The 26277-nt window shown below is 36.2% G+C and carries 22 protein-coding genes and 2 tRNA genes; 8 read left to right on the top strand and 16 right to left on the bottom strand.

Annotated elements, in window-relative coordinates; genetic code table 11:
• Positions 1-119: 119 nt before the first annotated feature.
• Positions 120-926 (top strand): NAD(P)H-binding protein, encoded by an 807-nt coding sequence (locus tag AEQSU_RS06245; protein ID WP_014782014.1) that lies wholly within the window; start codon positions 120-122, stop codon positions 924-926.
• A gap of 224 nt (positions 927-1150) precedes the next feature.
• Here the strand turns inward: AEQSU_RS06245 and AEQSU_RS06250 are convergent, their stop codons facing one another.
• Together AEQSU_RS06250 and AEQSU_RS06255 are read right to left on the bottom strand one after the other, a co-directional pair.
• On the bottom strand, positions 1151-3217 hold the full coding sequence (locus AEQSU_RS06250; RefSeq protein ID WP_014782015.1) for a M13 family metallopeptidase: 2067 nt from the start codon (positions 3215-3217) through the stop codon (positions 1151-1153).
• Positions 3218-3378: 161 nt separating this feature from the next.
• Positions 3379-3960, bottom strand: coding sequence for a hypothetical protein (locus AEQSU_RS06255; RefSeq protein ID WP_014782016.1), 582 nt, complete (start codon positions 3958-3960; stop codon positions 3379-3381).
• Between the two features lie 285 nt (positions 3961-4245).
• Between AEQSU_RS06255 and AEQSU_RS06260 the strand changes: the two genes are divergently transcribed.
• The gene (locus AEQSU_RS06260; RefSeq protein WP_014782017.1) at positions 4246-5193 is read left to right on the top strand and encodes an NAD-dependent epimerase/dehydratase family protein; all 948 of its coding nucleotides are present in this window, start codon (positions 4246-4248) and stop codon (positions 5191-5193) included.
• 105 nt (positions 5194-5298) lie between these two features.
• Here the strand turns inward: AEQSU_RS06260 and AEQSU_RS06265 are convergent, their stop codons facing one another.
• From AEQSU_RS06265 to AEQSU_RS06315, 11 genes are all read right to left on the bottom strand, one after another.
• Positions 5299-6171: an SdiA-regulated domain-containing protein gene (locus tag AEQSU_RS06265; RefSeq protein ID WP_014782018.1), complete on the bottom strand. Its 873-nt coding sequence runs from the start codon at positions 6169-6171 to the stop codon at positions 5299-5301.
• Between the two features lie 314 nt (positions 6172-6485).
• Positions 6486-6557, bottom strand: a tRNA-Arg gene (locus tag AEQSU_RS06270).
• A gap of 125 nt (positions 6558-6682) precedes the next feature.
• Positions 6683-6964, bottom strand: coding sequence for a GIY-YIG nuclease family protein (locus AEQSU_RS06275; RefSeq protein WP_042491712.1), 282 nt, complete (start codon positions 6962-6964; stop codon positions 6683-6685).
• Positions 6965-7285: 321 nt separating this feature from the next.
• Positions 7286-9076, bottom strand: a complete 1791-nt coding sequence (locus AEQSU_RS06280) for a ribonucleoside-diphosphate reductase subunit alpha (RefSeq protein WP_014782020.1) — start codon at positions 9074-9076, stop codon at positions 7286-7288.
• The gene (locus tag AEQSU_RS06285) at positions 9077-10351 is read right to left on the bottom strand and encodes a ribonucleotide-diphosphate reductase subunit beta (protein WP_014782021.1); all 1275 of its coding nucleotides are present in this window, start codon (positions 10349-10351) and stop codon (positions 9077-9079) included.
• Between the two features lie 359 nt (positions 10352-10710).
• Entirely contained in the window at positions 10711-11700 is a 990-nt protein-coding gene (locus tag AEQSU_RS06290) for a DNA topoisomerase IB (RefSeq protein WP_014782022.1), read from the bottom strand.
• Between the two features lie 137 nt (positions 11701-11837).
• A tRNA-Asn gene (locus AEQSU_RS06295) sits at positions 11838-11911 on the bottom strand.
• Between the two features lie 115 nt (positions 11912-12026).
• On the bottom strand, positions 12027-12761 hold the full coding sequence (locus AEQSU_RS06300; protein ID WP_014782023.1) for a tetratricopeptide repeat protein: 735 nt from the start codon (positions 12759-12761) through the stop codon (positions 12027-12029).
• Positions 12748-13335, bottom strand: a complete 588-nt coding sequence (locus AEQSU_RS06305; protein WP_014782024.1) for an RNA polymerase sigma factor — start codon at positions 13333-13335, stop codon at positions 12748-12750. Before AEQSU_RS06305 ends, AEQSU_RS06300 begins: the two co-directional genes overlap by 14 nt.
• 216 nt (positions 13336-13551) lie before the next feature.
• A complete protein-coding gene (gene rseP / locus AEQSU_RS06310; RefSeq protein WP_014782025.1) occupies positions 13552-14877 on the bottom strand; it encodes an RIP metalloprotease RseP in 1326 nt (441 codons plus the stop codon).
• 249 nt (positions 14878-15126) lie between these two features.
• A complete protein-coding gene (locus AEQSU_RS06315) occupies positions 15127-17058 on the bottom strand; it encodes a M1 family metallopeptidase (protein WP_014782026.1) in 1932 nt (643 codons plus the stop codon).
• A 183-nt stretch (positions 17059-17241) separates the two neighbouring features.
• Here AEQSU_RS06315 and AEQSU_RS06320 point away from each other — a divergent pair, with 183 nt between their 5' ends.
• The 5 genes from AEQSU_RS06320 to AEQSU_RS16595 all read left to right on the top strand — a co-directional run bounded on the left by AEQSU_RS06320 (position 17242) and on the right by AEQSU_RS16595 (position 20820).
• On the top strand, positions 17242-17907 hold the full coding sequence (locus tag AEQSU_RS06320; RefSeq protein ID WP_014782027.1) for an SCO family protein: 666 nt from the start codon (positions 17242-17244) through the stop codon (positions 17905-17907).
• 131 nt (positions 17908-18038) lie between these two features.
• Positions 18039-18263, top strand: coding sequence for a FeoA family protein (locus AEQSU_RS06325; protein ID WP_014782028.1), 225 nt, complete (start codon positions 18039-18041; stop codon positions 18261-18263).
• 65 nt (positions 18264-18328) lie between these two features.
• The gene (gene feoB / locus AEQSU_RS06330) at positions 18329-20428 is read left to right on the top strand and encodes a ferrous iron transport protein B (protein WP_014782029.1); all 2100 of its coding nucleotides are present in this window, start codon (positions 18329-18331) and stop codon (positions 20426-20428) included.
• 11 nt (positions 20429-20439) lie between these two features.
• Positions 20440-20589: a hypothetical protein gene (locus AEQSU_RS16765; protein ID WP_014782030.1), complete on the top strand. Its 150-nt coding sequence runs from the start codon at positions 20440-20442 to the stop codon at positions 20587-20589.
• 72 nt (positions 20590-20661) lie between these two features.
• Complete coding sequence (locus AEQSU_RS16595) at positions 20662-20820, top strand: ATP synthase subunit B family protein (RefSeq protein WP_157429256.1); 159 nt, start codon at positions 20662-20664, stop codon at positions 20818-20820.
• Position 20821: 1 nt separating this feature from the next.
• Here AEQSU_RS16595 and AEQSU_RS16125 read toward each other — a convergent pair whose 3' ends face one another.
• The 3 genes from AEQSU_RS16125 to AEQSU_RS06345 form a co-directional block, all read right to left on the bottom strand.
• On the bottom strand, positions 20822-21238 hold the full coding sequence (locus tag AEQSU_RS16125; protein WP_014782031.1) for a hypothetical protein: 417 nt from the start codon (positions 21236-21238) through the stop codon (positions 20822-20824).
• Between the two features lie 90 nt (positions 21239-21328).
• Positions 21329-23209 (bottom strand): Nramp family divalent metal transporter, encoded by a 1881-nt coding sequence (locus tag AEQSU_RS06340; RefSeq protein WP_014782032.1) that lies wholly within the window; start codon positions 23207-23209, stop codon positions 21329-21331.
• 2 nt (positions 23210-23211) lie between these two features.
• Positions 23212-23868, bottom strand: a complete 657-nt coding sequence (locus AEQSU_RS06345; RefSeq protein WP_211206530.1) for a metal-dependent transcriptional regulator — start codon at positions 23866-23868, stop codon at positions 23212-23214.
• Between the two features lie 102 nt (positions 23869-23970).
• Here AEQSU_RS06345 and AEQSU_RS06350 point away from each other — a divergent pair, with 102 nt between their 5' ends.
• Entirely contained in the window at positions 23971-26277 is a 2307-nt protein-coding gene (locus AEQSU_RS06350) for a TonB-dependent receptor (RefSeq protein WP_014782034.1), read from the top strand.

The raw sequence follows: 26277 nt of genomic DNA on the forward strand, positions 1-26277 counted from the left end.
ACTGACCTTTGATCAGTTTTCAAGACTTGGTTTAAGGCTTTTATAATCTCTATCTTTGCGCTAAGTATTAGCTTCGTTCTATAAATTCTTCAATCTTTTAAACTAAATAATCTGCAATTATGAAAAAAACAGTTTCCATTGCTGGACTAGGATGGCTTGGGCAACCTTTTGCCAATCGGTTGTCTATGTTGGGCTTCACAGTAAAAGGTTCGGTAACGAGTGTGGAAAAGGCCACATTATTTCAGAAGAATGGGTTTGATGCATTTCCTTTAGAAATTACTGAGAGCGGCGTTCAAGGCGAAGTAAAAGCCTTTTTAAAGGATACGGATTGTTTGATTATAATGATTCCACCAGGTTTAAGACGAAATACCGGTGCAGACTATGTGCTGAAAATGATTCATTTTTTGGAAGCCATAAAAGAAGCAAAGGTGCGAAAAGTGATTTTGGTTAGCAGCACTTCGGTTTATGATGATTCGCAAGGAAATGTGACCGAAAAAGACGAACCCAATCCGCAGACAATTGCAGGAAAACAATTGCGGCAAGTGGAGGAACTTTTCATCAATTCTGAAGAATTACAAACTACCGTTGTACGTTTTGGTGGATTAATTGGTGGAAGCCGACAGCCAGCAAAATACTTGGCTGGACGAAAAGATTTGGCAGATGGCAACGCGCCAGTAAATTTGATTCACCGTGATGATTGTATTAATATTCTGACTAAAATTTTAATGAAGGATGCTTTCGGAACCATTTTTAATGCTGTAAACCCACATCATCCCAAGAAGTCGGATTATTACATTTCAAAAGCAAAGGAGCTTGGTTTGGAGCCGCCAGCTTTTGCTGAAAACGTTTCAGATGAAATATTTAAACAGGTGGATTCTGTGTATTTGAAATCTGTTTTAGATTATTCATTTAAAGTTTCTATTTAGACAAAAGGCCGTGCAGATGATACACTAGGCATTGCGGGAGTTGCATTGGTCAATGCAGGAAGTGAAAAGGTCAATGCACGAGATGAAATGATCAATGCAAGGAATGAAATGATCAATGCAAGAAGTGAAATGATCAATGCAAGAAATGAAGCTCCTTAAAGAGCAAGTATAAAAAAAGGAGCCTTTTACGGCTCCTTTTTAATTCAAAAATATAATTTATAATTCTACCAGATACGAACCCTATTTTCTGGGGCAACGTACATTGGATCTCCTTCTTTAATATCAAACGCTTCATAAAAAGCATCAACATTTACCAATGGTTGTGTAGCACGAACCTTTCCTGGAGAGTGTGGATCTGTTTTTACTTGGTTTTTAATAGCTTCATCACGAGACTTGGTACGCCAAACGGTTGCCCAACTCATAAAGAAACGTTGTTCTGGTGTGAAACCGTCAATGTTATCAGGACGTTCGTTTTCTTTGTAAAAACGTTGTAAACCATCATAAGCAGCTAATACACCACCAAGATCGCCAATATTTTCACCCAAAGTGAATTTTCCGTTTATGTGAACGCTGTCCAAAACTTCTACATTGCTGTATTGCTCTGCAAGTTTATCGCCGCGCTCTGTAAAGTTTATAAGGTCTTTATCTGTCCACCAGTTTACTAAATTTCCACTAGCATCAAAACGCGCACCGCTATCATCAAAAGCGTGGGAAATTTCGTGACCGATTACTGCGCCCATTCCACCGTAATTTACGGCTTCATCTGCTTTATAATCATAGAAAGGTGGTTGAAGAATTGCAGCTGGAAAAACGATTTCGTTATTGAAAGGATTGAAATAGGCATTTACTGTTTGTGGGCTCATTCCCCATTCGGTACGATCTACTGGCTCATCAATTTTAGACAAATTGTCTTTAAAATTCCAAGTGTCCACGGCTACCATATTGTCATAAAAGGTGTTTCCTTCTTTTACTTCCATTGCGGAATAATCTTTCCATTTGTCTGGATAACCAATTTTTACGGTGAATTTGTCCAACTTTTCAATTGCTTTCACTTTTGTGCTGTCGCTCATCCAAGTTAAAGCATTTATACGGTCTTTGTAGGCTGCGATTACGTTTGCAATCATAGCTTCTGCTTTTGTTTTTGCTTCAGGCGGGAACATTTCATCTACATAAAGTTTTCCTAGAGCTTCACCTACACTTCCGTTAACGGTTGCAAGAGCACGCTCGTTTGCTGGTCTTTGTTTTTTGGTTCCGTTTAAAGTTGTGGAGTAAAAATCAAAATTGGCTTGCTCAATTTCAGTTGTTAGCATACCTGTAGCACTGTTAAGTGTTGACCAACGCATCACGGTTTTCCAAGTATCTAGATCTGGCTTAGCAAACATTTGGTTTAATGTTTCCATATATTTTGGTTGCATAACGATAACAGTATCCATTTTCTTGGAAACGCCCATGTCTTTAAATGCCTGTTCCCACTTAATTTGTGGTACCATTTTATCAAGTTCTGCAATGCTTCTTGGATTGTTGAAATTTCTAAAATCACGACTTGCAACCTTGTCCAGTCTTGGAGTAGCAAGTTTAGTTTCAAAAGCAAGAATGGTTTCTGCTTGTTTGTGTGCAGATTCTTCCGTATCTCCTAAAAACTGTAGCATTCTAGTGATATGAGCTACATATTGCTCACGGATTTTTACGGAAGCAGGATCTATATTGGTATAAAAATCACGGTCTGGAAGGCCTAAACCTCCTGGCGTAATGTAAGCCGAATTCATCGCGCTATTGCTTGGGTTTGAAAAAGCTGCAACACCAAAGAAAGGTTGCGAAACGGCAACGGCATCTTCAGTAATTACTTTTCGAAAATCTTCCATACTGTTTATAGCTGCAATTTTATCTAGCGTAGGTTGTAAAGGAGCGATGCCGGCTTTATCTCTTGCAACGGTGTCTAGCTTAGATTCAAAAATCATCAATGCTTTTGCTTGGTCAGTATCAGCTGCGTATTTTCCACTTTTTTTGGCTTTGTCCAAAATATTTAGAACGTCTGCATCCGTCTTTTTACGAAGGATTGTAAAGCCACCCCAGCTGGTTTGATCGTCTGGAATTTCGTTGTTTTTCATCCAGTTTCCGTTTACGTAGTTGTAAAAATCTACTTTCGGGTTAACGGTGGTGTCCATGTTTGCAAGGATAATACCGTGTGGTTCGTTGTCTGCAACAGCCACATCCGTTTTTTCTTTACAAGCGGTTGCAGCTACTGCAACTACTGCAAAAGCCAAAACAGGTTTTAAAAAATTAGTTTTCATCTGTATTTTATATTTGTTTATATTGGAAGATGGAATGCCCAAATTATACACCTTCGGTTGATTTAAGTTTTAGTTTAGGGCATTTCATTCTATGTTTTTGATTTAAATTTTTTTTAATTAAAATTATACATAAAGCATAAGTCGGTCCTCGGGAAGGCTTATTACACTTTTTTATCTTGAAGCTCCAAATTTTTTATAGAATCTTTGTAGCGTTGTTGTTTTTTTAGTTCGGTGTCTTCGTCTTCTTTTCGTTGGAAGTCAATATTGTCTTTTTGAAATTTTTCATTCAAATGAATAATTAAGTTTTTTACAGAAACGTTCAACTCTTCTACAGTATTTTGAACTTTTGAAGAATCTATGCTTGCTTGATGCGCCACTTGAAACAAAAGTTCAGACCTAGTTTTAAGGGCTAATAAACGACTGTTTATTGGTTTCGTATTAAGTGTATCTGGAATGTTTTTGAAAAGCGAATCTGAATATTCCTTTAAAAGTTCTGAATGATTCCGAAGTTCTTGATAGTTGCTTCCGTTTACTTTTTTTACTTCAGAAAAAAGATCTTCCAAAACGCCCCAATGAATTGCTTGTTCTTTAGCTGGAGCTATAAGCTCTGGAAATCCGTAATTTACATCGCCAAAAACTATAGAAGAATCGTTTGTTTGTGATTGGTTTTGGTTTTCTTCTGAAGAATTTCCACAGGAAAAAATAAAACCGGCAATCACTAATAGGGAAATTATAAACTTCATAAAGAATTTAAGAGGCACAAAGATACTGGTTATTAACGAAATGACACATTTATTTTTGGTTCTACCAAGTATGTTTTTTGAAAATTGACGTAAGACGAAAGGACATAGGACGTAAGATTAAAAAATTCATTCGTTTTAACCAATTATATTCCTCTTTATAAGCGGTCTTATATCTTATTGTGCTGCGTCTTAAGTCCTTTTGCATTGCATCCAATTTAACCCAATTTTCAAGCCTTGAAAGTGGTGATTATCTGTATATTTACACTTCATTTTGAAAAATAAACTATGAAGAAGCGAATTCTGATTATTGGTGCCTGCGGACAGATAGGTACTGAATTAACAATATATCTGCGTAATAAATTCGGCAAACACAAAGTAATAGCAAGCGACATTCGTGAAGGCGAAAAAGAACTTATGAAAAGCGGTCCGTTTGAAATTTTGGACGCCATGGATTACAATGCAGTTGAAGAAATTGTGATACGCCACGAAATAACAGACGTTTATTTAATGGCCGCGATGCTTTCAGCTACTGCCGAAAAATTCCCGATGAAAGGTTGGCTTCTTAATATGACTTCTCTTTTTCACGTTCTGAATTTGGCAAGAGACAAAAAAATTGACAAGATATTTTGGCCTTCAAGTATTGCGGTTTTTGGGCCAACTACACCAAAAATTGATACTCCACAACGTACCGTGATGGAACCAAGTACAGTTTATGGAATCAGCAAGCAAACAGGGGAACGATGGTGTGAGTATTATTATAATCGCTATGGAGTGGATGTTCGCAGCATCCGCTATCCTGGTTTAATAAGCTACAAAACCCTTCCTGGCGGCGGAACTACAGATTATGCCGTGGATATTTACCACAAAGCCTTAAAACACAAAAAATACATCTGTTTCTTAAATGCTGAAACTACCCTGCCAATGATGTTTATGGATGATGCAATTAGAGCAACTGTTAGTATCATGGAAGCTGATAAAGAAAACATTAAAATACGAAGTTCCTATAATCTTTCAGGAATGAGTTTTGATCCTGAGGAAATTACGGAAAGTATTCAGAAACATATTCCAGAATTTAAAATTAGTTACGAGCCAGATTTTAGGCAAGCTATTGCAGACAGTTGGCCGCAAAGTATTGATGATAGTGAAGCCAGAAAAGATTGGAGTTGGGAAACTAAAATTGCTTTAGACGAAATGACTGAGATTATGCTTTCTAATTTAAAGGATAAATACTAAGTTTTTGTCTACTTCCCGATAGCTATCTGGATCAGATACCTGTCTGCCGGCAAGGCAGACTTTCAGACTGTTTTAAAAACCTATGAACTTTAAGTTCATAGGTTTTTATTTTTCATTTAATTCTACTTCTAGAATATTGGCAGTGCCGTTTTTCCCTTCATTGGAAATGTACATTGTTCCATCTGCCGCAAAGGTTATTCCTTCTGCTTGAGGAAAAGATTCTTTATATAACGTATGGATTTTTATGGGTTTGCCATTTTTATCCATTATCAATAATTGTCCATTTTTACCTTCAAGAATGTAGAAATTTCCGTCTTTTGGATTTAGAGCAATATCTGAAGGATAGAAGTTTGAAGATTTCTTTTTGTCGTCCTTTTTATCTTTCGTGTTGAAAATTGGATCGTTTATCGGAATTTTCGCAATTGGAGTTGACTCGGTCTTTTTTGTTTCCAAATTGAAAGCGTAGATACCTTTATAAACATCGCTATAGGGGTCTTTGTCCTTTACGGTAAAGAGCAGTCGATTATTAATTGAATCGGCAACAAGGGATTCTATATTATTTTTTCCGGAGAAGGGAGTTTGGTATTCTGTGATTTCAAAATTAGGGTTGTAGAAATTGGCTATTTCAAATAATTTTCCGCTGCTTTCCATTACATAAGCAGTGCTGTCAACGACAGCAAGCCCTTCATAATCGCCAGATCTGGAAAAATTTACTTTTTTTTCAACTTCTTCAGTGGTTAAATTATAGATAAAAATGATACCTTCTTCATCTTGAACACAGGCTATCTTTGTGTCTGAAATTAGACTAATCCCTGAAATTTCATTGAGCTCATTAGGCATATCCCATTTATGGATAATGGTGTATGTTACCTTATCTAAACGTGGATTTATGGCGGGATTTTCTAGTGCATACCACATTATACCAACCAAAGCGAGCACACCAGTTATTATCCAAAAAGCTATTATATTTTCTCTCATAAGTTTATGAAATCAGTAAATGATTACTTTAAATGAAAATGTATTTCTTCAAATTTAAAATTTTTATTTGAAGGTACTGAATTGATAAACACAATTAGGAAATATTTAGGGTATCTAAATTTGTTTGAAAAGTTTTGATATCAAGCAATCACAAAACAAAGTTATAAATTCAATCTTCGTAGTAGTAGCCTCACCAACCCCGAAGTATCGGGGGAACTTGGATCTTAGTAGCCTCACCAACCCCGAAGTATCGGGGGAACTTGGATCTTAGTAGCCTCACCAACCCCGAAGTATCGGGGGAACTTGGATCTTAGTAGCCTCACCAAGAATCGAACTTGGATCTAAAGTTTAGGAAACTTCTATTCTATCCATTGAACTATGAGGCCCTTTATTTGTGGTTGCAAATTTAGGTATTTTGAATAAATCGTTGGTCATTTTTTGAAGCTCTAGCAATCAAAATTATATCCTTAATTAACGTCGTTGCGAGTAGTGTAAATATGGAAAGATGGAACTACATCTTTTTTAATATCTCTGAAAGTATATGAGGGTTTCCAATGATTTTTTCAATAAAAACCTTACTCTTCATTCTTTTTATAAATTTTTCAAGAAATAAAGCTTGTGTTTTATTATCACATTGATATGTCAACGAAAATTTCCAATCATTTGCAGCTTTTGTAAAGCTTTTCTTGAAATAATGTTGATTATGTTGATCCAAACGTATTCTGAGATCTGGAGTTTCACCAATATAATATCTATTTAATTTCTCGGAATAAATGATATACAGATAATGCATGCTGGATAATATGGTAAATTTCAAATGTACGGAAATTATATAATGGTCTATGGCTACAAAGTATTAGGACACTTTAAGGAGACTCAAAGATGGGAGGGTTAAGTGGTTTGGATCTAAAGTTTAGGACCCCGAGGCTTCGGGGCTGTTCTATCCATTGAACTATGAGGCCATAAATATTGACCACAAATTTAAATATTTTTAATCTGTTTAAAGTTTTTCTGAAAAAGTATCTCGATGAAATTGATCTTAACGCAAAAAACAGGTTCAGTTATATTTGAACCTGTTTTTTATGATTTTTAAGAAGCTATCTAAAACTAATAATTATGCTTCACAACTTGCACAGTCTTTTTTCTGTGCAAATTTTTGTGCGGCATTCATACTGTGTTGATAATAAAGTGACTTCAATCCCAGCTTCCAAGCGGTTACGTGAATTTTATTGATTTCCTTAACTGGCATTTCAGGATGAACGATTATGTTCACCGATTGACCTTGGTCAATATGATTTTGACGGTTAGCAGCTTGGTAAATTAAATCCATCTGATCTATTTCCGAATATGTTTTAAACACTTCCTTTTCTTCATCTGTTAAGAAATCAAGATGCTGCACGGAACCGTCGTAATCACGAATGTTTCGCCAAACTTCTAGTGTGTTCATTCCTTTTTCTTCTAACAATTGCTCTAAGAAAGGATTTCTAATAGTGGTCTTTATTTTTGCAATATCCTTAACATAAACGTTGGACCATATTGGCTCAATGCCTTGAGAAACTTGACCTAAAATAAAAGCTGATGAGGTTGTAGGAGCAATAGCATTCAATGTTGCATTACGTCTTCCGTAGCCTTTAAGAACTTCTGGCTCACCAAATATTTCGGCTAATTCTTCTGAAGCTTTATATGATTTTTCTTTAATAATTCTAAAGATTTCACTGTTCAAATCGTAAGCTTTTGCACTATTTAAAGGAAGCATTTTAGATTGTAATAACGAGTGCCATCCCAAAACTCCAAGACCTAAAGCACGATTGTCTTTGGCGAAGTTATAAGCGCGCTCCATAAATAGGAAGGTTTGTTTGTCTTCTCTACTTTCAGAATCGCGGTAATCTTCTAGTTTTTCAACGAATTCTGTAATAACTGCATCTAGGAAATAGACCATAGTTTCAACCGCATCTGTATCTTTCCACTTGTCATAATGCAACAGATTTACTGAAGAAAGCACGCATACAAACGACCAATCGTCATTGGATGGTAGCATAATTTCGGTACAAAGATTACTAGCGTAAATAGGAAGGTTTTTATCCTTATAAACGTCTGCCGCAAAGTTATTGGCGTTGTCTTTAAAGAAGATATATGGGTAACCCATTTCGCCTCTACGTTGAAGTACTTTTGCCCAAATAGAACGTTTTTCTTCATCGCCAGCAACCATTTCCTCCATCCATTGGTTGGTAACCGTAACGCCGTGAGTTAGTTCCTGAATAGGATTTCCTTCCGTCCCGATTTCCAAAAACTCCATAATATCTGGATGTTCCACGGGAAGATATGGTGAAAAACGGCCACGTCTCACTGAACCTTGGCTCACAACATCCACCATAGATTCAAATAACTGCATGATATGAACGGCGCCAGAAGCTTGTCCGTTGTTTTTTACCTCAGCACCGCGATGACGGATTTTCCCAAAATAACCTGAAGTTCCACCTCCTAGTTTAGACATCATTCCCACCTCAGATTGGGTGTAAAGAATATTCCCCATATCATCACCAATGTGCGACCCAAAACAACTGATAGGAAGTCCTCTTTTCTTTCCAAAATTAGACCAAACCGGAGACGCCAGAGAGAAAAACCCTTCAGACATATATCCAAAAAATTTATCTGAATATCCTGGAATACCCAAAATTTGCTCAGCTCTATCTGCTATTTCGCGAATACGGCTTTCTGCAGTTACGCCAGGCGTTAAATATCCTGAAGCTAAAAAGTTACGACTGTGTTCCGTAAGCCATTCAAAGCCTTGTGATTCTTTTTCTCCCGTTTGATGAAGCGCTTCTTTTCGAGCGTTTACAAGATTATTAGTTTCGGAATTTGTTTTTGTTGTCTGTGTGTCGAAGTTTAGATTTTGGTCGTTCATTTAAAAAAGGTCATCACTGGTTATACTTTGGGTTCTTTTACTGTAATTGATAGAGCGTTTAACGAAGAAATCGCCGTGTTTGGTGCCGATAATTTCATCGTCAAACCATTCGGTTTGTATTAATAGACTTTCATCTATATCAAATATTTTTTCTATTCCGATGCTTTCAAGCGAATTATTGAATCGGTTTTTTATAAATTCATTTACAACAGCCTTTGGCAAGAAATCTAATTCTCCTTCTTCAAAAATCCAATCTACAATTTTGCTTTCTGCAAGAAATGCTTCTTTGCACATTTCTTGAATCATTTTAATGTAGCTTTCATCAAACCATTCAGGATTTTCATCTTTAATAATTTTAATGATATCAATTCCAAAATCGCCGTGAATTTGTTCTTCTTTTGAAGTAGCTTCCACAACATTTGAAATTCCTTTAAACATATTTTTATGTTTGTTAAAGGCCATAATTATCAAAAACTGAGAGAATAACGAAACGTGTTCAATAAACAAGGAGAAAAGTAGAATTGATTCGGCATATTCCTTATTATCTTCACTTTTAGCATTTTTTAGCGCGGTTTCTAAATAGTGAATGCGCATCATAATTACAGGTTTCTTCTTTAAGTCTTTAAATTCTTCATTTAGACCTAAAATTTCCAACAAATGAGAATATGCATCGTGATGGCGAACTTCGCTTTCAGCAAAAGTTGCACCAACAGAGCCAATTTCTGGTTTTGGCATTCTGTGATAAATATCGCCCCAAAAACTTTTTACAGCTACTTCAATTTGTGAAATTGCGAGCATTGTATTTTTAATGGCACTGCGTTCTATTTCGGTAAGACGCGTTTTGAAATCCTGAATATCGCTTGTAAAATTGAATTCGGTATGAATCCAATAAGAATGTCTGATGGCTGGAACGTATTCATAAAGCGCAGGATATTCATAAGGTTTTAAATTTATACGTTTTTCAAAAATATTTAATTTTCGCTTTTGGGTTTGCTGATTTCTGTAGAGAATATATCCCTTTGCTACATCAAAAAAGCCACTTTCCATCAATTTGGTTTCCACGAAATCTTGAACTTCTTCAACTGTAGGAATATATTTCCCGTCTTGTCTTTTTCTATCTAGCAAGGCTTCATAAACTTTTTCAGAAATGCTTTGCGCATCTTCGAACACGCCGTGTTTCGCAGCAGTCATTGCTTTTAAAATTGCATCTGTAATCTTTTGTAAATGAAAGAGTTTAGTGGTAAAATCTCTTTTAATAACGTGGGTAATTTCCATGGAAAAGCGAACTAAAAATTAGAAATATATATGAATGATAAAGATGAAAATTATATCAACGTCTTTTTGTTGGAATCATAATTTGTTGTTAAATGGTTATTAACAATTGCTAAAAATGGTGAAAGAATTGGAGATGAGCGGATTTAGAATACGGACGTTGCTCCCTTGTTAACGAAGCGAAAAACTTATAAAACTAATTCGTACAAAAGCATCACTTTTTTTTGGCATACAAGATTTATGATGTGGCGGGATATGGTATTTTTTTTGAAAAAACTTTTATAAAATTATAGTAATTGTAGGTAAAAAAGTAAAATCTGTTTTTACCTACCAATTTATTCTTATAATAATCCGAAGATAGTTTACTTGCTTTTTAAACGATTGCGAAGCATACACAAAACCCCAATTTCTTCTTTGGAAAGGTTTTCGGCTTTTTTAAGCAACATGTTTATTTCCTTTTCGAAATAATGTAATGTTCGTCCTTGTGTATAATCATCTATTACTCGGGGATCAATATAAGAACCTCTGGCAACGGAAGGTGTATTTCCCAATCTTTCTGAAACCCTATTTACAGCTTCTTTTATATTTTTGTCTAGTAGTTTTTGATCTTTTTTGTCTACAACGCCAAGTTCGTCCAAAGCAATTGCTGCAATCATAGTTCCGGCCCAAGTTCTAAAATCCTTGGCTGAAAAATCTTCACCCATTACTTCGTGAATGTAGGCGTTTAGATCGTCGCTTTTTACATCAACTATATTGTCATCTTCATCAAGATATTTAAAAATTTCATAGCCTGGCATATCATCAATTTCTTGAACAATTTTGGCCAATTTTTTATCGACTATATGTTTTTCCTGATCTTGTCCGGATTTTCCGTTGTAGGTGAAGATAATTTCATCTCCTTCAATGGTAAGATGTTTGTGGCGTAAAGTGGTTAAACCATAAGTGGCATTTTCTTTGGAATATGTTTCACTTCCGGGTCTAAAAAATGCAGTTTCCAACAGTCGAAGCATAGTTGCCAATACTTTTTCGCGATTTAATTTTCGTTTGCGAAGATGCTGTCCTGTAACGCGACGCATATGTTCTAATTGATCCGCAAAATCAATAATTCGGTCAAATTTTTTAGAATTTTGTTTTTCCGTGTGTTTTGCACTGTAGATGTATTGTTTTCGGTCTTTATCGTCTCGACCTGTCACCAGTAAATCTGCTTTTCTGTTTTCGCTAATTTCTACATCTGTCCAGGCTGGAGGAATAACGAGTGATTTTATCCAGTTACGTGTTGCTTTATCTTTTACCGTCTTTCCAGTACTGTCTTTATGAGTAAAACCTTTCCCGTGTTTCTTTCTATAATACATAGCATTTTTTTGTTTTAAAATTAGAATAAAAATCTATTTCTAAAACAATTTTGTTTGACTCAATTGGATTAACGTATGAGCTACCCACCTAAAACACAAAAGCCTCTACATTTCTGTAAAGGCTTTCTCTAACTAAGCTCCTCCTCTTGGGCTCGAACCAAGGACCCTCTGATTAACAGTCAGATGCTCTAACCAACTGAGCTAAGGAGGAATTTTGCGTTAGCGGTTGCAAATATACCTATTTTTTAATTCCATCAAAATAAAAAATAAAAACTTTATGAGTTTTGCGTTTTTTATTTTTCGAAAGACATTGGATTCTATAAAAATTAGAGCGCATTTATTTCATTAAGCAGCAGTGTACCAGAGGCAGAAGTGCTTTTGGCAAGGGCTTCTTTGGCTTCTTCTATCTTGTTTTCTTTTAAAAGAGTTAGCGCTAAATAGTATTGGGCTTCTTCATAAAAAGTGCTTTCAGTCTTTTCTTTTGCTGTTTGTAGATATTTTTCAGCTTGACGAGGGTTGCCATTCGCCAAATTTGCGACTCCTAAAAAATAATTCAAGGTGTCATTTTTTGGATTGGTAGCGTAGAGCGTTTCCCAACGCGATATGGCTTCACTGTATTCTTTACGTTTATAGTTCACCATTCCGTAGTAAAATTCATAATTTGAAGAAGTACCCATAGTAGTAGGCAAACCTGGGTCTGGTTTAAAATTTGAAGCAAATATTTTTTCAGCAGAATTGCCACTACCGAGAATCGCCCAAGTACTTACCGAGATAAGAATTAAAAACGAGGCGGCAAGTGCTAGCCAACTTGGCGACAACCATTTTTTTTCAGGTGATTCTATAATTTCTGAATGAAAGCCATCCAAAGAATTCTTAAGATTGTTTTCTTCAATAGCACTCTTCAAGACTTTTTGGTCATCAACAAAGTTGCGAAAGTTAGGAGATATTTCCATTCGCTTCTTAAAATCGTTCAAGGCGTCTGTATTCAACGTACCCAATAAGTAAGCATCTATTAGCTCTTGTGTTTCTTGGTTGTTTTCTATGTTGTTATTTAGATCCATTAGGGATAATTTGGGTCATTTTTTTTAATTGTTCTTGGCAACGATATTTAGCGTTGCGAGCCGAAGCTTCGTCCATAGCCATAATTTCGGCTATTTCTTTAAAGGTTTTTCTTTCAAAATAAAATAACTTTAGCAATAGTTGGCAACGCTCACCTAAGTTGCAGATAGATTCCATAATCATTTTTATTTTTTTATTTTGTGTGTCGTTTTCATCTAAATCGGGTTCGTCATACTCTATTTCTCGATTTATAAAAGTTGTGTTTTTATATCTCACAGAACGTACATAATCCAACCATTTATGTTTCGCAATCTGAAAAAGATATCCGTTAATAGCAGTTTCATTTTCTGCTGTAAACTTATCGTCTTTAATATTTCGCCACATTGCTACAAATGCTTCTTGATACACATCTTTTGCTTGTTGTTCATCGCCACTGTTTTTAAGAACGTAGCGTTTCACTTTCACAAAGTTTGCAGTATACAATTCCTTTAAGGTAGCAGCATCATTTTGTTTAATGAGCACTGCGGTAATGTTTGATGACAAATCGTTGCGTTTTTTGTTTTTTATTTTCTGCATCTGTTTTGAAACAAGACAGAAAGATACAATTTATCCGCAACGGTTTAAAGGTTTATAGACAACTTATGCTAAAGCGACATTTTTTTTCGTTTAAATGAAACTCAATCGTGTCATTTCAAATACATCGAAAAGTGAAAGGAAATGTCATCACTAAATTTCAAAAAAAATACTTCAGTTTTTTTCTGAAGTATCTTTTTGAAAGAAATTAATGATTTTTTATTCAAAAAGCCATCTATATATATCGTTTCCGTTGGCAAAGAGCACTAAGGCTATCAAAATGAAGAAACCTACCATTTGGGCGTATTCCATAAATTTATCGTTTGGTTTTCTGCCGGTTACGATTTCATACAAAAGAAACATTACGTGACCACCATCTAAGGCTGGAATAGGTAGAATGTTCATAAAGGCTAACATAATTGAAATAAACGCAGTGGTGGACCAGAAACTATGCCAGTCCCAAACATCTGGAAAGAGATTACCAATGGCACCAAAACCACCAACTTGAGTAGCACCTTCACTTGTGAAGAGAAATTTAAATTGTGATATGTAATCCACAAGAACATTATATCCAAAATTTATTCCCCCACCGATACTTTCAACAAAAGTGTAATCTATTTGCTGAAAGCTATTGTTATATTCTCTCGCAAGATTATTAATACCTAATTTTCCGTTTTCATCGGCGGTAAGAACGACGGTTTTTTCTTCATCATTTCGTTGAATGGTCAATTCAATTTCTTGGTTTTTGTTGTCATTTACCATTTCAGACATTCCTCTAAAAGATTTTACAGGTTCGCCATTTATAGCCAAAATCTTATCACCAACCTTCAAAGCAGAATTGGCGGCTGGATATTCTGGCAATATAGTGTCTATAATTGCTTGACGCATTGGAGAAAATGGTTCTCTTTCTCCTTTTTTGAATAAATCCATTGCAGTATTCTCTGGTAAAGCAATGATTGCATCCTCACCATTTTGATGTTTTACGGTAATGGTTTTAACATCTCTTAAAAAAATATCGTGATTTATTCTATCAACATTCTTAAAGTCTTTTCCGTTTACTTGCAGGACGTAATCGCCATCCTGAAACCCAAGTTTTTTAAAATCCTGTGAAACCGAAAATCCATTAGGCAGATTTTCATTGGTCAATATTTTCTGTCCGTTGCTATAGAAGAGACATATATAGATAAATAGTCCCACTAAAATATTTACGGTAACCCCACCAAGCATAATAATAAGACGCTGCCAAGCTGGTTTACTGCGGAATTCCCACGGCTGCGGTGGTTGGGCCATCTGTTCCTTATCCATGCTCTCGTCAATCATTCCGGATATTTTTACGTATCCGCCCAAAGGCAACCAGCCAATTCCGTAAACGGTTTCGCCTATTTTCTTTTTGAAAAGTGAAAATTTCACATCAAAGAAAAGGTAGAATTTTTCTACTCTAGTTTTAAAAATTTTTGCGGGAATGAAGTGTCCCAGTTCGTGAAGGACAATAAGTAATGATAAACTTAAAAGAAGTTGTATAGCTTTAACAGCGAATGGACTCATAGTTTTTTATATAGATATTATAATAATAGTCTCAATTTTTAATCACTTGTTACCAAAATCGAGCCTAAAATAAAATTGCTGAACAGTCTGTCAGTTTCAGTAAAAAATCGTGCAAAAGTAACCTTTTAGAACTTGCAAAAAAAATAAGCGAGAGTGTTCCCGCTTATTTGTTATTGATAGTGAAAATTATTAGCCACGAATTCACGAATGTTGCTATAACAATATTCGTGCATTCGTGGCGTAAAAAATTTATTCCTTAACTATAGTCTTATTAATAACCCCTTGTGTTGTTTCCATCTGAAAGAATAAAATACCTTTTGAAAACCTTGAAACATCAATGGTTTCTGAATAGGCTTCAGCGTAAAGCATCTGTCCTAAGGCATTGTAAATTCTCACTTGGTTCACTTGCAACGCATCTGGTTTATGAAGATTGATTACGTTTGAAGTTGGATTTGGATATAAAACCATTTGCTGATCCATAGCTAAATCATCTGTTCCCAAAATAACCTGATTGTTTTTTGAAATAATATTGTGTTCTGGGTCAAACTGTACACTACTTACCGTAAATGGTACAACTGGCTGAAAAGTCTGGTCATTAAAAGTATTGTCTAAAACAATGTCGAGTGTTTCTCCCTGAGTTCCGAGAATTCTTAATGGAACAGGTACTTCAAAAAATGAAACAGAATTATTACTTTGAAATTGTGTTATTTTCACATTAAGACTTCCTGCATTAGCTTGATTCCAGCGAATAGTATACCGTGGGTACCCTTCACCATAAATCCAGTCATTAAAAAATTCTGAAAGGTCTTCGCCACTAGCATTTTCCATATTTCTGATGAGGTCTGGAGTTTTTGCGTAGCCATAAGCCAATGCTGGATCTGCTAAATAATCTTTCAGACCTTGAAAGAAAACAGCATCACCTAATTTTTTCCTAAGCATATGCGCCACCATAGAACCTTTGTTATATGTAAGTCTGCTGCTGAAAATTCTGTTTACCGAAGTTGTGTCTTGTGCAGGAACGTAAACGGATCCGTCACTTCTATCGGTAATAGAAGAAATCTGATCCTGTTTCCAGCTTCTAAAAGCTGCTTCGCCGTCAAGATTTTCTATTACCATTCCTGCTAAATAAGTTGCAAAACCTTCGTTAAGCCACACATCTTGCCAGCTTCCACAGGTTACTTTATCTCCAAACCACTGGTGGCCAAGTTCGTGTGCAATTAGTCCGCGACCAAGTCCGCCCATAAAAGAAACGGTGGTGTGTTCCATACCGCCACCCCAACCAAATTGGGCGTGACCGTATTTTTCATCAGCAAAAGGGTAAGGTTCAAAAAGGTTTGCGTACAAGTTCATAATATCTACCGTTACAGGAGTTCGTTGTTGCGCATAACTAAGATCTTCAGGATAAATATAGTTTACAATTTCAAAAGGGTTCCCGTTGTTATCTACTGTATGTGAATAGACTGTATAATTTGTAACGGCTATCGCTACCAAATATGCTGGAATGGGATGTTGGTGTCTAAAATGCGTTGTTTTGTTGCTGCCGTTTATGGTTTGGCTCAGTTCCAAACCGTTAGAAACTGCCACATATTCTTCGTTACTAGGATTGAAACGCGGTGAAGTAATATACACATCTAATAAATCAATTTTGTCTATCAAATCCTGTTTGCAGGGCCACCAAGCTTTTGCACCAAAGGGTTCAGAAAGTGTCCATAGCACAGGGTCGCCTTCGTGGGTATCAACTTCAAAGGAACCAAAACCGGCACTAATTGGGTTTCCAGAATAACTAATAGAAAGCGAATCTAAAACTCCCTGATTTTGCATTTGTGGAAGTGTTATTACAACCTCGTCATTACTGTTTTGTGTAAAGGAAAGTGAAGCGCCACGTTGCAAAACTTGTGAAACGGTCATATTATTTACAAGTTCAAAAGTCACGGTGTTCATGTTTTCTTTCGCTTCAAAATGTGAAGTTACCGTGCCGCTAATAAATGCTTGTGTTGGATCTACATTCAAATTTAATCGGGCATATTTAATGTCATAATTGTTGGTGTTCAAATTGCGTTGGGTGGTAAACATACCCGTCGCAGCCTTCGCCTCTGCTTCACTTATGTCGTCGGTACTAAAATTTTGAGAAAAGGAAAAAAAGGAAACTAAAAGGAAAAAGGGGAGTACAAATGCTTTCATTTTAAAATGTTTGTTTTGATTATACGATGGCTGAAATTAACGAGCCGATTTCTGAAGATGTATTGCGGAGAAATCAAAGGGTTTATTTCAACGTGAAATTAGGATGTTAAATGTATTCATTTTGATAGTATTAGGACTTATTTTTGCGCCCAAATATGTGTATTCAGTCTAAAATTTAACGTGATGCTTACTTTCTTTAAGAAATATAAATTTTTTGCTGTTTTCTTTCTTATCCTTTCAATTATCATAATTTCAGTCATTTACCAAATAATGATACCTAAGAAAGTGCTTAAAGTTTATCAACCAGCAGATGTTTCCTCAGAATTGGTGGATACTACACTTCAATATGTGAAAAAATACCACACCATCGCAGATTTTAGTTTGGTAAACCAAAACGGAAAGACGATTACTCAAGACGATTATAAAGACAAAATTTATGTTGCAGACTTTTTCTTCACAACTTGCCAAACCATTTGCCCAATAATGACGGGACATATGGCTGAAATACAGGAAAAATTAAAGGATGATAATCAAGTTCTATTGTTGTCTCATACCGTTACTCCCGAAATAGATTCCGTTGCCCAACTTAAAAAATACGCTTTGGAAAAAGGTGTAAACGATGCGAAATGGAACTTAGTAACAGGCGATAAAAAAGAAATTTACGATCTCGCCAGAAAATCGTATCTCGCGGCGAAGGATGTTCCTTATTCTGACAATGACCTCGTGCACACCGAAAACTTTGTACTTGTAGATAAAAAGAAGCGAATTCGTGGATTTTATGACGGTACCGACCCTGAATCTATCGATAAATTACTTGAGGATATTAAAATTTTGGAGAAAGAAAATTAATAGAATCTTTCCTAAAATATTTAAAACTTTATTAAAGTAAGGCTCTGGTCGAATAATTCTGAATTCTTCATTCCCCATTCTAAATTAAATCCTTTACATTTGCCTTGTTTAAAATCAATCTAAATAAAAAGATGATTACAATCGCTTCATTAAAAAAAGGGCAACGCGGCATTATCAAGGAGTTTTCGGTAGATGTTGTTCCTCTAAAACTTTTGGAAATGGGCTGCCTTCCGGGCAATGAGGTTTCCTTGGTGCAAATAGCTCCTTTTAATGATCCTTTGTATCTAAACATCAATGGCAGTCACCTCGCCATTCGCAAGGAAACGGCTTGCTTGATTGAAATTGAATTGATATAATTTTAGTATAAAATCCGCTAGTTATTGAGTTCTTCGATGGACTCAGGATAAACTTAAGCCGAAATATGGCAAAACACATAAACGTTGCACTTATTGGAAACCCGAATACCGGTAAAACCTCTGTGTTTAACCGTCTTACCGGACTAAACCAAAAAGTAGGAAACTACCCTGGAATTACGGTTGAAAAGAAACAAGGCACCTGCAAATTTGGTCGCGCCTGCAAGGTTCATGTGCTGGATTTACCTGGAACTTATAGTTTGAATGCTTCATCCGTTGACGAAAATGTGGTGATTGAACTTCTTCTCAATAAAAATGATAAAGATTTTCCAGATGTGGCCGTTGTGGTTGCAGATATTGAAAACTTAAAGCGAAACCTGCTACTTTACACGCAAATTAAGGATTTAGGCATTCCAACAATTCTCGCAATAAATATGTCCGATAGGATGAAACGGAAAGCAATTTCGCTAGATGTTCTCTTGCTTGAAGAAAAATTAAAGACCAAGATTGCCCTTATAAGTTCACGAAAAAACTTGGGATTTGACTATTTAAAGGAATTGATTGAAGATTATAAACATCTTTCCACAAAACCAAGTTTGAACGCTTCCAGCATTTCTCCAGAATATTTTGATAGATTGCGAAAAGCCTTCCCAAATCAAGATCTTTACAAGCTTTGGCTCGTAATTACCCAAGACGTAAACTTCGGAAAATTGGATCGAAATGAGTTGAAGGGTGTAGCTTCATTTCAAACAGAATCTGTTAGTAATTTGAAGCGACTTCAGCAGAAGGAAACAGTGGCGCGTTATCAATTTATAAACGAAACTTTAAAAGGAACGCTTGAAATAGATACCGCAAACGCAAAAGATTTAAGAAGTCGTTTAGACCGTGTTTTAACACATAAAGTTTGGGGTTACGTTATTTTCTTTGGAATTCTTCTCTTGATTTTTCAAGCAATTTTCGATTGGAGCGCATACCCGATGGATTTTATTGATAGCTCGTTCGCTTCTTTAAGTGAATGGACTAAAAACACTTTGCCGCCAGGAGATTTTTCTAGTTTGATTGCTGAAGGAATTATTCCTGGTCTTGGAGGAATTGTAATTTTTATTCCGCAGATTGCGTTTCTTTTCCTTTTTATTTCAATTTTGGAAGAAACAGGTTATATGAGTAGGGTTGTCTTTTTGATGGACAAACTTATGCGCCGTTTTGGACTAAGTGGAAAGAGTGTAGTGCCGCTAGTAGCCGGAACAGCTTGCGCCATTCCCGCAATTATGGCCACTCGAAATATTGAAAACTGGAAGGAACGATTGATTACAATTTTGGTGACTCCTTTTACTACTTGTTCTGCTCGATTGCCGGTTTATTTAATAATTATTTCGCTGGTAATTCCAGACACTCGTGTTTTAGGAATTTTTAGTTTACAAGGCTTAACCTTAATGTTTATGTACGTATTGGGTTTTGGAGCAGCAATTTTTTCGGCTTATATTTTAGACAAAATTTTAAAAATCCGCTCTAAAAGCTTTTTCTTGGTTGAAATGCCAAACTACAAACTTCCACTTCCGAAGAATGTGATCATAACTGTAATTGAAAAAACCAAAGCTTTCGTTTTTGGTGCTGGTAAAATAATACTTGCAATCTCAATTATTCTTTGGGTTTTGGCATCTTATGGTCCGGGCGATTTTAATAATGCGGAAGAAATAATTCAAAAGGAATACGCGTTGCAAAATCTTTCTGAGGAAGATTTCACAATGCACGTAGATTCTTATAAACTAGAACATTCATACATTGGTCACGTTGGCCATGCCATTGAACCTGCAGTTAGACCATTAGGTTATGACTGGAAAATTGGAATTGCCATCGTAAGTTCTTTTGCTGCTAGAGAAGTATTCGTGGGAACACTTGCCACGATTTACAGCGTTGGGAGCGAAGATGAACAAACCATAAAAAGCCGAATGGCAGCAGAAATAAACCCAATTTTGGGCGGGCCGTTGTTTAATTTTGCGAGTGGCGTTTCGCTTTTATTGTTTTACGCCTTCGCGATGCAGTGTATGAGTACGCTTGCCATCGTAAAAAGAGAAACTAACACTTGGAAATGGCCAATGTGGCAATTAGTAGTAATGACTGCAATAGCCTATGTTTTGGCACTTGCGGCATACCAATTTTTGAAATAAATAAATTAATTATGCAAACAATATTAGTTTTAATAACATTTGTGCTCGCATTGGTATTTATGATAACAAAATTTGTTTGGAATCCTTTTGGAGCTGGTAAAAAAGCAAAACAGAACAAGCCTGGAGACCATTCAGATTGTAGCAGTTGTAGTTTTCATTGATTATAAACCGTGAAGTGTTTTGAAACATTCGCGCTATTTTTGTTTTGAACGTCTTTTGAGTATCTTTGTGCTATGCAAACTATTTTAGTTTTAATAACATTCTCCGTTGCAGCAGGCTTTTTGCTTAAAAAGTTTGTGTGGAATCCTATTTTTGAAGCGCGCCAAAACTCAAATGGCACGCTAGATGGCGGTAAAACCAAATGTGGCAAAAAAGATTGTGGTTGCCACTAAACTATTTATTTTTCTCTTCGCAAATCAATAATACATAGCCTTTATCTTTACCCGTACTTTCTGAAGTTGGATATGGATTTAAAGCCAATCCGTTGATTGAAAATTTTGTAGAACTAAATAAATTCGTGTTTTTTTCTTCGCCTTGCCTTACTTCACCAAAAGTCAAGGTTTTTTCCTCCGTTTTTCCTTCTGAAGTTATTTCAACTTTCACTCTTGCGCGACCTGCCCAGATACAAGTGACACCTGTAGGACAACGGGAATCTTCCAAAACTTCTAAAAATTTTATGGAAACTCCTTTAATAACAACGATTTCGCCTTGTGGAACTTTTACACCAATTTTAGGTGTTTCAGCGGAATCATTTTGCCCAAAAGCAAAGGTTGAAAAAAGAATTATAATTGCTAAAAGTGAATTTTTCATAATATTATAGTTTTCAATTTTAAAGATACTATAAAAAATAGTGCCAGAAAAAATGAGGCGATTTAAATAATTGTTAAGGCAAAGCGTTTATTAAACTATAAAGACTGGAATATTCACTTTGTGTCGAACGCTATCAACCGTAGTTCCAAACAATAAGTCTTTTAGTCCAGTATGTCCGTGACCGCCTAGAACCAGCAGGTCAAAATCTGCTGCATTCACAATTTTTGGAATATTCTTTTTAGGCGAGCCAAAGCCTAATTCTATAGAAACTTTATAGCCTTTTTCTTGTAGTTTTTCTTTATAAGTATTCAAAAATGCTTCATCACTGGCCGTTTCATAATCGTCAATTTCATCGCCATAAATCATTGCTCCTGGTGTTTCTACAATATGAATAAGGGTATATTCTGCGTCTTTACCACCAAGTTGAAGTGCGGCGGAAATGCTCTTTTCATCAGAAGTTGAAAAGTCAACTGAAACCGCAATATTTTTATAAGTAATTGGACCAATAAGCTCTTCTACTTTTGCATCCAGGATATGTGGCACCATTTTTCGCTTTTCAGATTTTACATCTTTTTCAGTCGTTTTAAAGGTTATATAGACTAGTAAAATTGCTGCTCCAATTGCTACTGGGATTACCAAAGTCCAAATGTAAATAGGGTTTTCCGCAGTGGCAAGCCACCCAATAATTTCATCATAAACGAGTTTTGCGTTTAAAGCTACAATTATTAAAGTAACCAGCCACGAAGCAATACGAAGCGGCCATTTGATGTGAAAACCATTCATCAGTTTTTTACTACTTACAAAATGGATTAAAGGGATTACTGCAAACCCAAGTTGTAAACTGAGTACAACTTGACTCAAAATCAGCAATTTACCAGTTCCGCTTTCGCCAAAATAAATTACAGTGAAAATTGCGGGAATAATAGCCAGCATACGTGTAATTAATCTACGAACCCACGGCTGGATTCGTAAATTTAAATGACCTTCCATAACAATCTGACCGGCAAGCGTACCTGTTAGTGTGCTACTTTGTCCAGCGGCTATTAATGCAATTGCGAAAAAAGTAGGAGCCAAGCTAGATCCTAAAAGTGGTTCCAAGAGGGCGTGAGCATCTTGTATTTCGGCAACTTCAAACATTCCATTTTTATGAAAAACGGCTGCTGCTAATATTAAAATAGCTGCATTCACAAAAAAGGCGAGATTCAGCGCAATTGCAGAATCTATAAAATTGAACTTCAATGCTTGTTTAATTCCTTTTTTGGTGCGTTCTATTTTTCGGGATTGCACCAAGGAAGAGTGTAAATAAAGGTTATGCGGCATTACTGTTGCCCCAATGATACCAATTGCAATATAAAGTGCAGCGCTGTTGGGCATTGAAGGAATAAACCCAGCCATAATATCACCAACGTCTGGTTTGGCCAGAAACATTTCAACAATAAAGGAACCGCCTATAATAAATATCAGTCCGATAATAAAAACTTCCATTTTTCGCATTCCTTTGTTTAAGAGAAAAAGAAGCAAAAAAGTGTCCAGCGCAGTAATTGTTACTCCCCATATCATGGGTATTCCAAAAAGAAGATTTAGACCAATAGCCATACCGATTACTTCGGCTAGATCACAAGCTACAATGGCGATTTCGGCAAGGATATAGAGCACGAAGTTTACAAAAGGATTATAGGCTTCACGAGAAGCTTGGGCTAAATCACGGCCTCGAACAACGCCTAAACGTGCGCAAAGACTTTGAAGGAGTAGCGCCATAATATTACTCATCAACAAAACCCAAATGAGCTGATACCCAAATTGGCTTCCACCAGCAATATCCGTTGCCCAGTTTCCTGGGTCCATATAGCCAACACTAACTAAATAGGCGGGACCAAGAAAAGCCAGCAACCTTTTCCAAGGGGTTTTTTTGCCTTGGGTTTCAATAGTTTCATGAACCTCTTCAAGTGATTTATGGTTTCTTCTGTCCATGATTATTCTTGAGTTTGCACGAATAAATTTTCGGCTATTTTATGTGAAACAAAGAACTGTTCATTTCCTACTTGAATAATCATAGAGCCATCAAAAAATTCTTTCCCTAAAACCCTTATTTTTGTACCGATGCTTATTTTCTTTTTATCTAAATATTGAAGAAATTCGGGACTAGATTCTTTTACACCTACGCAAACTCCAAGTTCATTTTTCTGGACTTCGGAAAGCAATTTCTTTTCAGTACGCTTTAAAACACCGTGTTTATCTGGTATTGGATCGCCGTGTGGATCAAAGTCTGGACTGCCCAAAAATTTGTCCAATCTAATTATTAATTCTTCAGATTGAATATGTTCAAGTTGTTCCGCTATTTCGTGAACTTCATCCCAATGAAAATTTAGTTTTTCTACCAAAAAAACTTCCCATAATCTGTGTTTTCTGATAACGCCAGCCGCAATTTTTCTGCCTGTTTCCGTAAGCTGAGCACCTTTATAGCGTTTATAAATTAGCATTTTTTTCTCTGCGAGTTTTTGCACCATATCTGTAACTGAGGATGGTTTGGTCTCCATACTTTCAGCAATTGCATTTGTGCTTATCTCACCTTCGCTCTCCAATTCCAAATGAAATATTGCTTTGAGATAGTTTTCTTCAGCAAGGGTCATCATAAAATTTATATTTATGCAAAGATATATTTTTTAATTTAAAAACATATTTTTAGTTTTGCCTAAAAATATAATTACTCAAAACTAATAATTTATCTTTTTATGAAATATATGATATACTTTTTTCTATTTTCCGCTACAACTGCTTCAGCGCAAATAGACAAAACCCAGATTTCTGGCACCGTAACTACCGAAGGGAAACCAGTTCCCTTTGCCAATGTTTATGTAAAAGGCGGTTCGCAAGGAGCCAGTGCAGATGGAAAGGGAGAATATGAATTTTCCGTAGATGCTGGGAAGATAACACTTGTGGCGCAATCACAGGGTTATCGTTCCGAAATTCAAACGATAACTATTAACAATGGCGAATCAAAAATTGTAAATTTCAGTCTTTCTGAAAGCAACGAAGAGCTTGACCAAGTAGTGGTTACAGGAACTAGAACCGAAAAAAAACGCACAGATTCTCCCGTAATCGTAAACTTAATAAATAGCAAAACATTGGAACAAGTTGTAGCAACAGATCTTTCTGAAGGACTGCGTTTTCAGCCCGGTTTGCGTGTGGAAAAAGATTGTCAAACCTGTAATTATACCCAGATTAGAATGAATGGTTTGCAAGGTGGCTATTCCCAAATTTTAATAAATGGCCGGCCAATATTCAGTCGGTTAACGGGTTTGTACGGTTTGGAACAAATTCCCGTGAATATGATAGAACGCATTGAAGTGGTTCGCGGCGGTGTTTCAGCTTTGTACGGATCCAGCGCGATTGGGGGAACGGTAAACGTGATTACAAAAATTCCGAAGCAAAATAATTACAGTGTAAGTTATAATTATGAAAATATTGATGGCAGTGCAGATCAAAATCTTTTAAACGGAAATGCGACTGTTGTAAGCAAGGATTATAACGCTGGCGCAAATTTTTTTGTAAGCAATAGAAGAAGGGCGGCTTATGACGCCAACGGCGATAATTTTTCTGAAATGCCGGAACTTAAGGATAATTCATTTGGCGTAAACGCATTTTATCTTCCCACTGAAAACTCGAAATTGGAATTGAGCGTGAGCAGTCTTTACGAATATCGTTTCGGTGGAGAAATTGTTGAAAAACCGGCCTATTTGGCGCAGCAATCTGAAGAGCGAACGCATAATGTTTTGATGGGAAGTCTGGATTATCAAATCAATTTCAATGAAGATAAAAGTTCACTTATCCTTTATTATGGCGGTCAGCGAACTGATAGAGATCACTACACGGGAATAATTCCCGATGGTGAAGTTGAGCAACAAGCCTTTTTTGCGGCACCTCCTTATGGCGTTTCTGAAGTTACAACCCATCAAGGCGGAGCGCAATTCAACAATAAATTTGATGACTTTTTAGGGGGAAAAACAGTATTGACTGGAGGAGCGGAATATGTTTATGATGACGTTTTTGACGAAATTGAATCGTATAATTATTTAACGGATCAAACCACAAAAAATTTAGGTTTGTTTGTGCAGAACGATTGGGACATCACTGAAAGTTTAAATTTTCTTTCAGGTTTCAGGATTGATAAACATAACTTGGTGGATCACGCCATCTTCAGTCCGCGGGTTTCAGTGCTATATAAATTGAAGGAAACAACACAATTTAGATTAGGCTGGGGAACTGGTTTCCGAGCGCCACAGGCTTTTGACACCGATTTGCATATTGCCTTTGCGGCTGGCGGCGTCTCACGGATTTCACTTGCAGATAATTTAATTGAAGAAAAATCAAACAGTTTTACGGCTTCCGTAAATTATGATAAAGCTTCTGAACATTTCATTTACGGTTACACTTTTGAAGGTTTTTACACGCATCTGAATGATGCATTTTATTTATTTCCCTTGGGTGAAGATGAGTTTGGCGAACGTTTTGAAAAGCGAAATGGAAGTGGCGCAACGGTAAAAGGAATTACGTTGGAAGCACGTGCAAATTTTGATTATTTGGTAGAAATGGAAGCGGGGTACACAATTCAATCCAGCTTGTTTGATGATGCCGTTGAAAATATTGAAGGATTGGCAGCAAATCGCGAATTCCTGAGGACGCCTACAATTTATGGTTACGCAACATTAACCTATACCCCCACTAAAAAACTTAGCGCAAGTGCAAATTTAGTTTACACGGGAAGCATGGATATTGTTCACGTTGCAGGTGAAAATACTGGGCAGGATGTTGATGAATATTATAAAACCTCAAGTTTTACTGAAGTGAGTTTGCGATTAGGTTACACTTTTAACATTCCAAAAGTAAGCTCCGGAGTTGAACTTTACGGAGGTGTAAAAAATATTACAAACAGTTATCAAAACGATTTTGACTTCGGAAAAAATCGTGATAGTAACTACGTCTATGGACCCGGAGCGCCACGAACGGTTTTTGTGGGACTAAAAATTAAATCGCTATAA

Source organism: Aequorivita sublithincola DSM 14238, from assembly GCF_000265385.1.
Taxonomy (GTDB): Bacteria; Bacteroidota; Bacteroidia; order Flavobacteriales; family Flavobacteriaceae; genus Aequorivita; species Aequorivita sublithincola.